Annotated in this window: 13 protein-coding genes and 1 riboswitch; of the genes, 6 read left to right on the forward strand and 7 right to left on the reverse strand. The window is 56.2% G+C overall.

From position 1 onward, the window contains the following. Positions 1-127: 127 nt before the first annotated feature. On the forward strand, positions 128-2614 hold the full coding sequence (locus GKG36_RS06775) for an ATP-dependent DNA helicase (protein WP_154259861.1): 2487 nt from the start codon (positions 128-130) through the stop codon (positions 2612-2614). A gap of 66 nt (positions 2615-2680) precedes the next feature. Here GKG36_RS06775 and GKG36_RS06780 read toward each other — a convergent pair whose 3' ends face one another. From GKG36_RS06780 to glyA, 4 genes are all read right to left on the reverse strand, one after another. Further along, a complete protein-coding gene (locus GKG36_RS06780; protein WP_154259862.1) occupies positions 2681-3649 on the reverse strand; it encodes a 2-dehydropantoate 2-reductase N-terminal domain-containing protein in 969 nt (322 codons plus the stop codon). A 35-nt stretch (positions 3650-3684) separates the two neighbouring features. After that, positions 3685-3945 carry a cation transporter gene (locus GKG36_RS06785; RefSeq protein WP_154259864.1) on the reverse strand — a complete coding sequence of 87 codons (261 nt, stop codon included), beginning with the start codon at positions 3943-3945 and terminating at the stop codon, positions 3685-3687. A 270-nt stretch (positions 3946-4215) separates the two neighbouring features. Continuing rightward, positions 4216-4731 carry a cob(I)yrinic acid a,c-diamide adenosyltransferase gene (locus GKG36_RS06790; RefSeq protein ID WP_097775481.1) on the reverse strand — a complete coding sequence of 172 codons (516 nt, stop codon included), beginning with the start codon at positions 4729-4731 and terminating at the stop codon, positions 4216-4218. A gap of 101 nt (positions 4732-4832) precedes the next feature. Next, positions 4833-6086, reverse strand: coding sequence for a serine hydroxymethyltransferase (gene glyA, locus GKG36_RS06795; protein WP_154259866.1), 1254 nt, complete (start codon positions 6084-6086; stop codon positions 4833-4835). A 250-nt stretch (positions 6087-6336) separates the two neighbouring features. On the opposite strand from glyA, the gene GKG36_RS06800 reads away from it, so the two are divergent. Genes GKG36_RS06800 through GKG36_RS06810 form a run of 3 tightly spaced genes read left to right on the forward strand, consistent with a single transcriptional unit; the run spans position 6337 to position 8401 of the window. After that, positions 6337-6909: a 5-formyltetrahydrofolate cyclo-ligase gene (locus tag GKG36_RS06800; protein ID WP_173012911.1), complete on the forward strand. Its 573-nt coding sequence runs from the start codon at positions 6337-6339 to the stop codon at positions 6907-6909. Next, positions 6900-7535, forward strand: coding sequence for a cyclodeaminase/cyclohydrolase family protein (locus GKG36_RS06805; protein ID WP_154259869.1), 636 nt, complete (start codon positions 6900-6902; stop codon positions 7533-7535). The genes GKG36_RS06800 and GKG36_RS06805 overlap by 10 nt, the downstream gene beginning before the upstream one ends. 11 nt (positions 7536-7546) lie before the next feature. Continuing rightward, positions 7547-8401 (forward strand): tetrahydrofolate dehydrogenase/cyclohydrolase catalytic domain-containing protein, encoded by an 855-nt coding sequence (locus tag GKG36_RS06810; RefSeq protein ID WP_154259871.1) that lies wholly within the window; start codon positions 7547-7549, stop codon positions 8399-8401. Between the two features lie 107 nt (positions 8402-8508). Here GKG36_RS06810 and GKG36_RS06815 read toward each other — a convergent pair whose 3' ends face one another. Then, positions 8509-9462: a phospho-N-acetylmuramoyl-pentapeptide-transferase gene (locus tag GKG36_RS06815; protein ID WP_005941994.1), complete on the reverse strand. Its 954-nt coding sequence runs from the start codon at positions 9460-9462 to the stop codon at positions 8509-8511. A 171-nt stretch (positions 9463-9633) separates the two neighbouring features. On the opposite strand from GKG36_RS06815, the gene GKG36_RS06820 reads away from it, so the two are divergent. Continuing rightward, positions 9634-11052 carry an MATE family efflux transporter gene (locus tag GKG36_RS06820; protein WP_154259872.1) on the forward strand — a complete coding sequence of 473 codons (1419 nt, stop codon included), beginning with the start codon at positions 9634-9636 and terminating at the stop codon, positions 11050-11052. A 126-nt stretch (positions 11053-11178) separates the two neighbouring features. On the opposite strand, the gene GKG36_RS06825 is transcribed toward GKG36_RS06820, so the two are convergent. Then, complete coding sequence (locus GKG36_RS06825) at positions 11179-11778, reverse strand: ECF transporter S component (protein ID WP_005941988.1); 600 nt, start codon at positions 11776-11778, stop codon at positions 11179-11181. Positions 11779-11928: 150 nt separating this feature from the next. Then, positions 11929-12048, reverse strand: a riboswitch (FMN riboswitch). Between the two features lie 168 nt (positions 12049-12216). Here GKG36_RS06825 and GKG36_RS06830 point away from each other — a divergent pair. After that, positions 12217-13299 (forward strand): mechanosensitive ion channel family protein, encoded by a 1083-nt coding sequence (locus tag GKG36_RS06830; RefSeq protein WP_154259874.1) that lies wholly within the window; start codon positions 12217-12219, stop codon positions 13297-13299. Positions 13300-13537: 238 nt separating this feature from the next. Here GKG36_RS06830 and pta read toward each other — a convergent pair whose 3' ends face one another. Beyond that, positions 13538-14563: a phosphate acetyltransferase gene (gene pta / locus GKG36_RS06835; RefSeq protein ID WP_005941982.1), complete on the reverse strand. Its 1026-nt coding sequence runs from the start codon at positions 14561-14563 to the stop codon at positions 13538-13540. Between the last annotated feature and the right edge of the window lie 294 nt (positions 14564-14857).

Here is a 14857-nt window from a genome sequence, read left to right on the forward strand (position 1 = left end):
AAGACCGTCCGCTGAGGTGGGACCCTGTTGCCGTGAGGCAATAGGGCGGGCGATGGAATGGCCCGAATCGTGTCTGAAGAGAAATTACCGGTTCGTCAGTGTATCCCAAAAGCGGAGGTGAAATGCTTTGGCAACGGTTCATCTGCCCATCCGGCAGCTGGTGGAATTTCTGCTGCGGACCGGCAGCATTGACAGCCGGTTTACGGGGTTTGACCGTGCACTGGAAGGTGCCCACATCCACCGCAAATTGCAAAAAGCTGCCGGAGACGGCTATCAGGCTGAGGTATTTCTCTCCGTAGAGCGGCAGGCAGAGGGCATCACTTTTACCCTTGAGGGCCGGGCTGACGGCATTTTTACCGATGAGACTGGCACGGTAGTCATTGACGAGATCAAGACCACCGCTGTGCCGCCGGAAGAGATCACTGAGGATATGAACCCCTGCCACTGGGCACAGGGCATGGTGTACGGTGCCATTTATGCCGCACAGCAAAGCCTGCCGGAACTGAACGTCCGGCTGACTTATTATCAGATAGACACCGATCAGATCATTCGCTTTATCCGCCGCTTTACGCAGCAGGAGCTGGATGAATTTCTTGACAAATTATTGTGTCAGTATGCTCCGTGGGCGCAGCGCCGGATAGAGTGGGATGTAAAGCGTACTCAGAGCCTTGCGGCACTGCAGTTCCCGTTTGCGCAGTACCGGCCCGGACAGCGGGCTATGGCGGGCGAGATCTACCGCGCCTGCCGCGCTGGCAAGACCGCCGACTGCAAGGGCGGTACGCGGCTGTTCTGTCAGGCTCCTACCGGCATTGGCAAGACCATGAGCGCGCTTTTCCCCGCGCTGAAAGCCATGGGCGAAGGCAACGGAGAAAAGCTGTTCTATCTCACGGCCCGCAACACGACCCAGACTGCCGCCGAGGATGCCTTGACCCGGCTGCATACGGCCCAGCCAGAGCTTGCCCTGCGCAGTGTGACGCTGACCGCCAAGGAAAAGGTCTGCCTGCATCCGGACGCAGAGGGACATCCCGCCTGCCTGCCGGAGCTTTGTCCCTACGCCAACGGCTACTACGACCGCATCAAGGATGCACTGACAGCTCTGCTGGACGGTACCGGCAGCTTTGACCGCGCAGCGCTGGCCGGGGCGGCAAAGCGTTTTTCGGTGTGTCCCTTTGAACTGGGGCTAGACCTGAGCGAGTGGTGCGATGTGGTCATTGGGGATTACAATTACCTGTTCGATCCGGTGGTGCACCTGAAGCGGTTCTTTGATTCTTCCGGCGAATGGTTGTTTTTGGTCGATGAAGCACATAATCTGCCCGACAGAGCCAGAGCAATGTATTCTGCACGCTTTTGTAAAAGCAGCCTGACCGAGGCAAAACGCGCATTGGGCAAGGGCAAAAGTGCTTTAAAGACCGCTCTGACCAAAGCAGACAAAGCCCTGCTGGAAGCCCGGAAAGCCTGCATACAGCTTGCACCCCGGCACAGCAGCCAGACCGATGCCGCAGACCCGGCACAGACCAGTCTTTTGCCTGAAAACACTGCCCCCGCACTGGAACTGCCCGAACCGCTGTATGCACAGGACAGTACTGTATTTTTGCAGGAGCCGCCCTCTGCCCTGCTCAGTCCGCTGCGGGCCGTACAGGCACCTTTGCAGGATTGGCTGGAAGCGAACCCGGATGCCGAAGTACATGCACAGTTGCTGGAGCTTTATTTTGCTGTACAGGACATCGCCCGTGCTGCCGAACGATACGACAGCCACTTTGTCACTCAGCTTACCGCGCGCGGCAGAGAGCTTGAATTGCAGCTGCTGTGTCTGGACCCGGCACCTTTTGTGGATGCCAGCCTTGCCGCAGGGCGCAGCGCAGCGCTGTTCAGTGCAACACTGGCTCCGCCCTCGTTCTACCGCAGTGTTCTGGGCTGCAGCGATGCACGTGCCGTCGCACTGGACAGTCCCTTCCCGGCTGAAAATCTGGGGCTGTATTGCCTGCCGAATATCTCTACCCGCTACCGCGACCGCGAAGCCAGCGTGCAGGCAGTTTCAGATGCACTGGCCCGGCTGGTGCAGGCCAGAACGGGAAACTACTTTGCCTTTTTCCCAAGCTACGCATATCTGCGGCAGGTACACGAAGATTTTGCAGCACGTTACCCGGGCATTCGCACCCTTGTGCAGGAAAGCCGTCTGGATGATGCCGCTCGGGCTGAATTTCTGGCTCAGTTTGTGCCGGACCCGGCCGAAACGCTTCTGGGTTTTGGCGTGATGGGCGGCATCTTTGGTGAGGGAGTTGATCTTGCAGGCAGCCGCCTGATCGGGTGCGCCATTGTGGGTGTGGGCCTGCCGCAGGTAAATCCGCAGCAGGAAATGCTGCGCCGTTATTATGACGCACAGAACGGCTTTGGATTTGATTATGCCTACCGCTATCCCGGCATGAACAAGGTACTGCAGGCCGCAGGGCGCGTGATCCGCACGCCGGAAGACAGAGGTGCGGTGCTTTTGCTGGACGACCGGTTTGCCCAGCAGGAATACATCCGGCTGTTCCCTCCTCACTGGCGGCATATCCGCTATCTGCGCAGCTGCGAAGAACTGGCCGCTGCCCTGCAGGACTTCTGGAATAAATGAGACCCAAACAAAAAGGCACTGCCGCACCCAAAACAGGAGCGGCAGTGCCTTTGATTCTTTTTTGTTTTATTTTGCTGCTTTCCGGTTCTGCAGGCTATCCCACGAGGGCATTTCATTGCGCAGCTTTTCCCACATGGGCATTGCCGTGCCGGTCTGCCTGCGCAGAGCATCGAACGCTTCGTCCAGATACTTCATTTCGGACACTGCGTGCATGGCGTGATCCGAAACGCACAATCTGCCCAGCGATGTTTTTGTCATGGTAAACACCATCGCTTCCATCTTACGGCGGGCCGATGTGCCGGGCTGGAAATTATCGGTGTTGTTGGCATCGTTCACCGGGATGCCCGCATCCTTGAGCATCAGGCAGGCTTCATAGGCGGCATCCAGAATGGCGCCGCGCTGCTGCTTGGTGGCCCGGTGCAGATCGCCGTTGCAGGCATAGCACACATAGCACGCCGGCAGAACGAATGCAATGTGGCACTTGAGCCATTCATCCATATCGCCATAGAAGGTCAGCTTGTATTTTGCACCGTCAAAGGCGGTCTTGAGCCGGGTTCGGAAGGTGCCAGAAAGCGGAGTTGTGGCACCGCCCACCGTCATGCCAGCACTGGCGTACACACTGACCACATGGTCGTGTTCACGGCGGCCTGCCGTGCCCTGAAAGCCGAATGCGATCTTATCCGCCGGGCGCTGCATGAATTCCAGCACCTGCTTTGCCTGCGGGTTGTTGCCCACAAACACAAAATACTGGCTCTTGTTGGCCTTGAGCACAGGAAGCACATCCGGCAGCTGGCCCGCCTGCACGACCACAAAGACGAGATCATAATAATCATCCGGGGCAAGAGTGTCCACGGTTTTGATCCGTTCCGTTGTGGTCTTGCGCTGCACCCAGTGGCGAATGACCAAACCCTTCTGGTCGATCATTTCCTTCCACTCTCCGCGTGCAAGCAGCGTGACAACGTTCTTTTTGTTCTGCATCAGCACATGGGCCAGCTCGCAGCCCAAAACGCCCGCACCGTAAACCAGAATCCTCATCCAGATACGCCTCCCTTATGTGTGTTAAGGTTTGCTTACTTTTTCAAAAACGAGAAAAAGCCTTTTTTCTCGTAAGGTGCACTGCTTACGCCCCTGACCTCATAGCCGGTTGCATTGATGGCATCCAGCAGCTTCTGCTCGTCCAGCGGCTGTTCCGAGTGGATCACCGTCTGGGCTTTTGCCTGCGAGGACGACACCTTTTTTACCTCCGGGAAGGCCTTGCGCACGGCTTCGTTGACATGGCTCTCGCACATGCCGCACATCATACCATCTACTTTTACGATCGTTTCAATCATTTTATTCCCCTCCAGATCTTCTGCGCGCATCGGCCCGTTGACGCGGAATCTGTTAGGAAACGCTAACCGTAGTTTCAAACAAAACGCCGTCGGGAACTGCCCGGCAGCGGTGCGGAGCGGTTCCCTGTTCTGTGGTGGGTCTGCTCAGAAAATGCACGCATGATTTCTTGTCTTCATCATATCACACCAGTGGGCTAAATGCAAGATGAAAAATACCCCATCCCGGTTTTTGCGCTTTTCACTCATGCACCCGGTATCCTGCTGCCGTGGTCAGTATTCAATGCCCTGCCGGGCGGAAATTCCCCTCTGGTAAGGGTGGCGGTGGCACTTCATCTCGGTGGCATAGTCGGCGGCATCCAGCATCCACTGCGGCGCAGCATGGGCAGTAAGCACGCATTCCTGCTCTGCCGGGCGTTCCAGCACAGCCTTTTGCAACAGGGCTTTATCCACCATATCCAGTTCCCATGCGCTGCCTGCTTCGTCCAAAATCAGCAGGTCGGCAGGGTCGGCCATGGCAGCTGTGAGGTTCGCATTCTGCAGCTGGCGGGTGGCTTCCTTTTCCGCTTCGTTCATCTGGAACACGAATTTCTGCCCCGCCTTGCCGCGGTACACCTTTGCACCCAGCTGTTCCAGCAGCGGCACCTCGCCGCTTTTGCCGCCTTTGAGGAACTGCAGGATCACCACCCGCTTTCCGCTGCCCATGGCCCGCAAAGCAAGGCCCATGGCAGCGGTGGTCTTGCCCTTGCCATCACCGTAATATAGATGTAACAGCCCTGTACGCTTCATGGTCATTTCTCCTTTTGTCTTTGCGTTTATGGTAACACAAACCCAGCAAAAAAGGAAGAGGAAGCACCCGAAGGCGCTTCCTCTTTCAAACAATGCGATATTTACTGATACAGAGGGAAATCCCGGGTCAGCTTCAGCACACGGTCACTGATCTCGTCCTTCTTCTCGTCGTAGTGCCAGATGCAATCGGCGATGCAGTCGGCGATCACCTTCATCTCGGCCACGCCCATGCCGCGGGTGGTAACAGCCGGGGTGCCCAGACGCACGCCAGAAGTCACGAACGGGCTGCGAGTCTCGCCGGGGACAGTGTTCTTATTGGCGGTGATGTGCACGCTGTCCAGACGTGCTTCCAGCTCCTTGCCGGTGCACTCCTCGTCACGCAGGTCGATCAGCATGAGGTGGTTATCCGTACCGCCGGACACCAGCTTGACACCGCGTGCCTGCAGCTCTACTGCCAGAGCTTGTGCATTCTCCACGATCTTGCGGGCATATTCCTTGAACTCCGGCTTCAGTGCTTCACCAAAGCAGACAGCTTTTGCGGCGATCACATGCTCCAGCGGGCCGCCCTGGGTGCCGGGGAACACGGCAGAATTGATGCGCTTTGCAAGAATGGGATTGTTGGTCAGGATCAGACCGCCGCGGGGGCCGCGCAGGGTCTTGTGGGTGGTGGTGGTAACAACATCAGCATACGGCACAGGGCTCTGGTGATAGCCGCCTGCCACCAGACCGGCAATGTGGGCCATATCCACCATCAGATATGCACCATAGCCGTGGGCGATCTCAGCGATCTTCTCAAAATCGATGGCACGGGGATATGCAGACGCACCGGCCACGATCAGCTTGGGGCGCACCTTCTTAACCTGCTTTTCCAGCTCAGCATAGTCGATCACGCCGTCGGCATTGACACCGTAAGAGACAAAGTTATAGTTCTTGCCGGACATGTTCACCGGAGAACCGTGGGTCAGATGGCCGCCCTGAGACAGGTCCATGCCCATGACAGTATCGCCCAGATCCAGCAGAGCAAAATAAACTGCCAGATTGGCCTGTGCACCGGAGTGGGGCTGAACATTGGCATATTTTGCGCCGAACAGCTTGCAGGCACGCTCGATGGCAATGTTCTCCACCTCGTCCACATAGACACAGCCGCCATAGTAGCGCTTGCCGGGCAGGCCCTCGGCGTACTTGTTGGTCAGGATGCTGCCCATTGCGGCCATGACGGCGGGAGAGACGATGTTCTCACTGGCGATCAGTTCAATGTTCTGGCGCTGACGGTTCAGCTCGCGATCCATGGCTGCGGCCAACTCCGGATCAACGGTATTGACCAGACCGATGGTGTCCATCATTTCATTGTACATAATATTCTACCCCTCTCAATTTCCGGAGAAAGCCCCGGATCTCTGGATCTCTTCAAGCCACCCTGCTCCGCGCACGAACCGAATTGCTTTCTTTTATCATAGCAGAAAGCTGTAGAATCTTCAACTTCCATTTTGACAAAAGGCTTGCTTTTTTCATCTGAAGTGTTTATTATACTTGTATAAAAATGCAATGTCGTTTTTGTATATTTTTCAAGTCAGTCAACCTTCAGATGAAGCGAGGTGTTCTCTGGTGACGGTCAGTGAAGCAAAGCAGTCCCAGCGCAAAGCGGGCCGTGCCGCACGCAAGGCTCTCGGCCCGGAAGAACGCAAGGCTGCAAATGCCGCTTTGTGCGCATTCCTCTGGCAGCTGGCTGCCGTGCAGAATGCGCAGACCATCCTGCTGTACGCAGCGTTTGGTTTTGAAGCCGACCTTGCTGCCTTTGCCGCCGAAGCAGCAGCTCAGGGCAAAACGCTGGCCTATCCGGTGTGCGGCGAGGCGTATTCCCTTACAGCCGCTGTGCCCGGCCCGGACGGCTGGGAGATGGGACAGTACGGCATCCGCACCCCCATCCTGAGCCGGTCGGAGATTCTGCTGCCGGAAGCGCTGGATCTGGTCCTTGTACCCTGCACGGCTTTTGATGCAGACTGCTTCCGGGTCGGCATGGGCAAGGGCTATTACGACCGGTATCTTCCCCGCTGCAAAAACGCGGTAAAGATCGGCATTGCATTTGAGGCACAGCGGGTGGAACATGCTGCCGTAGACGAGCACGACCAGCGGCTGGATGCCTATGTAACAGAGAGGGGTATTTACAAATGGAAATGACTAAGCTGAGCTGTGAGAAATTTCTCGCAGAGCTGGCCAGCAAAGCCCCCACGCCGGGCGGCGGCGGAACGGCGGCGCTGGTGGGTGCTGCCGGTGTAGCGCTGGGCAATATGGTGGGCAACCTGACCACCGGCAAAAAGAAATATGCCGCCGTGGAAGCAGACATTCAGGCCCTGAACACAAAGGCCGATGCCCTGCGCAAAGAGCTGGAGGTGCTGGTGCAGGCCGATGCCGATGCCTTTGCGCCGCTGGCTGCGGCCTACGGCCTGCCCAAGGACACACCAGAGCAGGCTGCACACAAAGCCGCCGTGCTGGAAAAGGCGCTGGATGCCGCCTGTGCCGTGCCACTTGAGATTATGGAAAAGTGCGCCGAGGGCATTGCTCTGGTGGAAGAATACGCCGCCAAAGGCAGCGTGATGGCCGTCTCGGACGCAGGCTGTGCAGCCGCTCTGTGCAAGGCAGCCTTGCAGGCCGCAAGCCTGAATGTGTTCATCAACACAAAGCTGATGGCAGACCGTGAGCGCGCTGCTGCGTTGGACGCAAAAACAGACAAACTGCTGGATGAATTTGTGTCGCGGGCAGACGCTGTTTTTGCATCCGTGACGAACAAATTGCGGAATAAGTGAGGAAAAATATTATGGCAACGATTTTGAAGGGCGCACCCGTTGTAGCCGCTATGAACGAACGCAATGCGGCGCTGTGTGAGCAGCTCAAGGCAAAAGGCATCACTCCCACGCTGGCCGTGGTGCGTGTGGGTGAGCGGGAGGACGACCTCTCCTACGAGCGCGGCGTGATCGCCCGCTGCGGCAAGGTGGGTGTGGAGGTAAAGCAGTTTCTTCTGCCCGCCGATGCTTCGCAGGACGATCTGCTGAAGGTGATCGCCGAGGTGAACGCAGAGGATACCATCCACGGATGCCTGCTGTTCCGTCCGCTGCCCAAGCAGTTCAATGACCGCACTGTGCGTGCGGCGCTGGCTCCGGAAAAGGACATTGACGGCATCACGGACGATTCTCTGGCCGGTGTGTTCACTAATACCGATCTCGGCTATGCTCCCTGCACCGCGCAGGCCTGCCTTGAAATCCTGAAGTATTACAACATTCCGCTTTCCGGCAGGCGCGCTGTCGTAGTGGGCCGCAGCCTTGTGGTAGGCAAGCCCGCAGCCATGATGCTGGACCGCGAGAACGCCACCGTGACCATCTGCAATTCCCGCACGCAGAACCTGCCCGCCATCTGCAAGGAAGCGGATGTGGTAGTAGTGGCCATGGGCAAGATGGGTGCCGTGGGTGCCGACTGCCTGCGTGAGGGCCAGATCGTGGTAGACGTGGGCATCCATGTGAACGAAAAGGGCAAGCTGTGCGGTGACGTAAAGTTCAGCGAAGCAGAGCCGGTAGTGGATGCCATCACGCCGGTACCCGGCGGTGTGGGCACTGTGACCACCTCGGTGCTGGTGGGCCATGTCGTGCAGGCTGCAGCAAAAAAGGCCGGGCTGTAACGAATGATAGAACTATAAAATAAAAGACGCTTGATACACTGCTGTATGCTTCCCTGCCGGGAAAACATATTCAGACAAGACCAAGCGTCTTTTTTGATTGCTATATTTTAGCCGCGGACAATGAGCAGCAGCAAAGCCGAAGCCACACACTGCATGATCAGCCAGCGGGCCACCACCTGCTCGTCGCTCCAGCCCTTATTCTTGCGGGCGTGGTCGTGCAAAGGGGTGCGGGTGTTCTTGAGGATGGAAATGTGCAAAAAGCGCTTCAGGCTGATCTTCAGGATGCCCAGACTGCCATCCACGATGAACACGATGGCTGCCAGCAGGAAGGCAAACGGATGGCCGCATTTGAGGGACAGCATTGCGATAAAGAAGCCCATTGCGCGGCTGCCGGCATCGCCCATCAGCAGGCTGGACGGCTTTGCGTTGGACCACAGATAGGCCAGCAGCGCGCCCATGAACACAACGCCTGCGGTGCCGTACTCGGCCAGCTCTGTTTTATAGGCCAGCAGGTAGGTTCCGATGGTCACCACTGCAACACTTGCCGAAAGGCCGTCCACGCCGTCGGTGCAGTTGACCACATTGATGCTGGTCCAGATCAGAATAACGATCAGCAGCAGGTACACAGCATACGGCAGAGTGAAACTCCACTGCAGGAAATTCACACCGCAGCCGTTGAAGTTGAGGTAGGTCACACCTGCAACAATGGCAATGGCAAAATCAATGATACCCTTTTTATACTCGTTCCATGCAGTTTCAGCAGCATCATCAAAGTAGCCGGACAGCATGGATGCAATGAGCAGGATGGTGTAGATGACGTATTCCACCTTGAACGGCAGGAATGCCAGCGATACCAGTGCGATGCACAGCACGAAGATCAGGCCGGAACCACGGGCCTTACCCTTGGAAAGCGCACCGTTCACCGCAAACTCGCGGCCATGGTCGTGCGGAAGCTTATCGTGAAAAACGGAGTCCATCAAAGCCGTAAGGGCAAACGCCAGCAGGAATGCCAGAGCATCGACACCGCGCTGTCCTACGACCGAAAGCAGTGATTCGATCATATTCAAAGTTCCTCTTTCTTTTATGTTTGTGAGAGAAGTGTATCACGCTATCCATAAAAAATCAATCATTCCCGGAGAAAAATCCACGTTTGATTGACTTTCTGCAGCACCGCACTTATAATAGTATATCAGTCTGTCGAAAAAGTTTTTGTTTCTATAAAAGGAGAACTCATGTCCATCTCTCTTGAGCAGCTTTCGGCGCAGATGCGCCGGGGCGAACAGGTGCCGCTGCGGCACACCATGCAGGTGGTGCTCACACTGAGCATCCCATCCATCCTGCAGCAGATCGTGGTAACTGCGGTAGAGTACATCGACGCAGCCATGGTGGGGCATATCGGTGCATCTGCTACGGCATCCATTGGCATCGTCAGTTCCAGCACGTGGCTCATGCATGGAATGCTGGCCGGTCTATATATGTCCTTTGCCATTCAGGTGGCACAGTATCTGGGTGCAGACCGGCAGGACGATGCACGCGGTGTATTGCGCCAATCTATGATCTTCAACCTTGTGGTGGGCCTTGCAGCTGCGGCCTTCGGCATTGGCATCAGCCGCTTTCTGCCCGGATGGCTGGGTGCCGACCCTTCCCTGCAGGCGGATGCTTCGGCCTACTTTGCCATCTGGTCGGCTTCCCTGCCCTTTTTGATGATCATGGGAACCTACTCCTCCATGCTGCGTTCCTCCGGCGATGCCCTGACACCGGGCCTTATCAGCGTGCTGACCTGCGTGCTGGATGTGATCTTTAACTTCTGCCTCATCAATCCCACCCGTGAGATGGTGGTGTTTGGCCGCACAATGACCGTCTGGGGCCTTGGCTGGGGGGTACCGGGCGCAGCACTGGGCACCGCCCTTGCTACCGCTATCAGCGGTGTGCTGACCCTTGCCATCCTACTGCTGCGGGACGGCCCGCTGTGCATCCACAAGCCCGGCTCCTGGCACATTACCAAAGCCTGCCTGCAGAACCTGTGGAAGGTAGGCGCACCGCTGGCTGCAGAGCGTGCAGTTCTTTCCTCGGCGCAGGTGCTGCTCATCCGCATCGTATCCGGCCTTGGCACCACCGCCATTGCTGCCAACAGTCTGGGCGTGAGCGCCGAAAGCCTGTGCTACATGGCAGGCTATGGCATTCAGGATGCATCCCTTGCACTGGTGGGGCAGGCCGTGGGCGCAAACCGTCGGGATATGGCAAAAAACTTTGCCTGGCTGTGCACCGGCATGGGCATAGGCATCATGGCGCTGACCGGTGTTGGCATGTACATTTTTGCGCCAAACCTGATGGGTATTTTCACCGCAGATGCGGCAGTTATTGCGCTGGGCGCACAGGTGCTGCGCATTGAAGCACTGGCCGAACCGATGTTCGGTGCCAGTATCGTTGCCAGCGGTGCCATGCAGGGTGCCGGAGACAGCACGGGATGCTTTGTGCTGAACCTTGTCAGCATGTGGGGCATCCGGCTCACGCTGGCTTCCCTGCTGGCTCCGCATTTTGGGCTGATGGGCGTATGGATGGCCATGAGCTTTGAGCTGACCATGCGCGGTGTGCTGTTCCTTGTGCGGCTGGTACGCGGCAGGTGGCTGGACAAAGGGGCATTAGCCTGATCGACCGCTGGCGGATATATTTTCCTCTAAATAACAGCTCCCCGGCCGGGAACCGCACTGCGGGACCTGACCGGGGAGTTTTGCTGTGGTTATATGATTTGAGAAGAAGAAAAAATGGAGAACAAGTTACTTTCTGCCGTGCAGGATGGGAGACAGCGGCTTGTAAATCAGCATGCACAGCACTGCATCCAGCAGGCCTTTGACCAGCGTGAAGGGCATATTGAAGATGACAAGGCACTTGATGAGGCTGTCTGCAGAAGGCAGGATGGCCTGATACATGCCGAGGATGGCTTCCAGCGGCATGTGGTAGAACTGTACATAGGCCGGATAGGTGATGAAGTAGTTGGACGGTACGCTGAACACAGCCATGGCTGCAGCGCCTGCAATAGCACCAATGATGGCGGTCTTGCGGCTCTTGTGGTGCTTATAGATAACGCCTGCCACAGCGGAGAAAACCGCACCCAGCATGAAGTTGCACAGCTCGCCCACGCATGCAGTGGAAGTGCCCTTGATAACGATGTGCAGCAGGTTCTTCATAAAGCTGATGACCACACCGTACACCGGGCCGAGAGCAAAGGCACCCAGCAGAGCCGGCAGGTCAGAAAAGTCCATCTTGACGAAGGACGGAATGAGCATCGGAATGGGAAACTCAATGAACATCAGGATAAAGGCCACCGCACTGAGCATGGCGGCAACAGTAAGATTATGAGTCGTGCTTTTTTTCATGGTAATGATCCTTCCCGGGGTAAGATGCCCCTTACAAAAATTGTTCCGAAAGCTCTTTTCGTATCTTGTTTTTTGGAACGGGAAGGACAAATAGAAAAGCGCCCTGTTGCAACAAAAACACTGCAACAGGGCGCGTAGACAACGATTTGCCTGCCGTTTCTTGCATCCGGACTATACCGTTGGTCCCGGAGTTGCACCGGGTCAGCACCCTTGCGGGTGGTCGCGGACTTTACCGCCAGTGGGGAATCTCACCCCGCCCTGAAACGAACTTTCTGGCACAAAGTATAGCGTGGCAGGCCCAGCTTGTCAAGAGGGCATCTTAAAATTTGTGCAAAAAATGTCAAAGTAACTCTTTCAAGCTCCCTTCTCTGTAAGCTCTTGCCCGGGTGGGTGCGGTATGGTATCATAGATGGGTCGTATAAAATTCAGGAGGTTATCATGATCTTTTCTATTCGTGATCTTTCGTTTGAGCTTGGCTCTGTACTGCTGGAGGGTTGGTTTGCACTGGCTGCGCGCGCAGGGTGCGCGCTGCTCATTCTGCTTGCCGCATGGCTGGTACGCCGCTGGCTGAGCAAAAAGGGCATTCCGGCACTGCTGGCCCGCAAGTGGCACTTTAACGGCACTCCCATCCTGCTGCGCAGCTTTGCGGTACCCATCCAGCGCATGTGCACTGCGGTTGGCGTATATCTGGCGGCAGCTTCCCTGCCCTGGGCCATTCCCGGCATTGCCAAGCTGCTGTTGGTCTGCTTCCGCCTTGTCATGACCCTGCTGGTCTGCGAAGGCCTGTATGCGGCATCGGATCTGGCCGACCTGCTGCTGGCTTCCTGCAGCCCGGAGATCCGCTCCAACAAAACACTCTGCTCTTTGCTGGACACCGCCTACAAGGTGCTGGTGATCGTGCTGTGCGTGGCAGCGTTGGCACAAGAAGTGGGCTTTCCCATCGGCAGCATTGTCGCCGGTGCCGGTCTGGTTGGTCTGACCATCTCGCTGGCCGCACAGGAAAGCGCCAGCAACCTGTTTTCCGGCATCGTGATTCTGCTGGACAAGCCCTTCTCGGTGGGCGACTGGATCACTGTGGGCGATGTGGAAGGCGAAGTGATCGACATCAACTTCCGTTCCACCCGCATCCGCTCGCTGGATAAAACCATCAATGTGGTGACGAACAGTAAGATCTGCTCTTCCACCGTGCAGAACGCCGCCCTGCGCACCATGCGGCCCTACAAGTTCAATCTGGGTGTCACCTATGGCACCACCCGCCCGAAGCTGGAACAGCTGATGAAAGACTTGCAGACCATGCTGGACGCAAGCCCTTACACCAACAAGGGTACCAACATCGTACAGCTTGCAAACTTTGGTGATTCCAGCATCAACATTCTGGTCTCCGCCTACCTGCTGACCAACGCCTACGCGGAATTTTTGCAGATGCAGAACGACCTGAACCTGAACATTATGGACATCATGCAGGCCGACGGTGTGGATTTTGCGTTCCCCTCCACCAGCGTGTATATCGAAAAGAACTGAGCAAACCTGTAAAGGGGCTGTTGCAAAATAGCGCCAACGAAAAGCGGAAAGCAAAAATCTCATCTTTTTCCCTCAAAAAGAGTAGAATTTTTCGGAACTGAAAATGCAAAAAGCTGAGCACCTGCTTTTTCACAGATGCTCAGCTTTTCTATACTCATTTTTTGAAATCTGCCTTTGAGGCCTCAACATTCTGCCCGTTTTGTACGGTGAATGCGGCGGCTATTTTCAATCAGTCAGCTCAAGACTGGCAGGCAGTGATCAGGCTCATCTTGTAGACCTCGTCGGCGTTGCAACCACGGGACAGGTCGTTGATGGGAGCGTTCAGACCCTGCAGGATGGGGCCGTAAGCTGCATAACCACCCAGACGCTGAGCAATCTTATAGCCGATGTTGCCGGCCTCGATGCAGGGGAAGATGAAGGTGTTGGCCTGACCAGCCACCTTGCTGCCCTTGCACTTGACCTGTGCAACTTCGGGAGCAACGGCAGCGTCAAACTGCAGCTCACCGTCCACAGCCAACTCGGGATCCATTTCCTGAGCCTTGATCACAGCGTCATGGCTCAAAGCAACGGTGCCGCCCTTGCCGGAGCCCTTGGTGGAGAAGCTCAGCACAGCAACCTTCGGATCGATGCCGAACAACTTTGCGGTCTTAGCGGTCTCAATAGCAACCTCAGCAAGCTTTGCAGAAGCGGCGATCTTGACCTCGCCGGTAGCCTTATCAATGGTATCGGTATAGTCGATGTTAACAGCGCAGTCGCCCATGGCAATGCGCTTCAGGCCCTCTTCACCGCAGTCACGGTCCAGAATGAAGCAGGAGCTGACCAGATGTGCGCCCTTCTTGGTCTTGACCAGCTGCAGAGCGGGACGAATGGTGTCGGCAGTGGAGTAAGTAGCGCCGCCCAGCAGGCAATCAGCCTTGCCCATCTTCACCAGCATGGTGCCGAAGTAGTTGGACTTCTTCAGCAGAGCGGTGCACTCCTCAGCGGTCTGCTTGCCCTTGCGCAGCTCCACCATGGTGTTGACCATCTCATCGAAACCGGCATAGTTCTCGGGGTCGATGATCTCGGCAGCGGAAATATCAAAGTTACCGGCGGCAGCAGCAGCCTTGCACTCAGCCTCGTTGCCCACCATGACGACCTTCAGCACGCCCTCGGCCAGCAGCTTTGCAGCGGCCTCCAGAATGCGGGGATCATTGCCCTCGGTGAAAACGATCGTCTTGGGATTTGCCTTCAGCTGTGCTACCAGCGGTGCAAACATATCAGCCATTGTGATTACCTCCGAATTTACTTTCCAATATTCACATCCAGATATCTGTTGGACACAAGGATGCCTTTCTCTTTTATTCTAGCACATACGGCAAAAAGTTCAAGACAAAATTGGCTTTTTGTGCTACAATTTTTGCCTCACGCATAATCGTTATTTTCCTGCCAAAGTAGTAAAACACGCCCTGCGTATTCCTCCACAATTTCCCGTAAACCACCTTCCACAAATTTCAATTTTAAGCTATGCACTTTTCATTCACGATTTTTCTTTTTTTAACTGCAGAAAGTTCCAGTCAGT

This window comes from Faecalibacterium sp. BIOML-A1 (genome assembly GCF_009679715.1).
In the GTDB taxonomy this organism is placed as follows: domain Bacteria; phylum Bacillota; class Clostridia; order Oscillospirales; family Ruminococcaceae; genus Faecalibacterium; species Faecalibacterium taiwanense.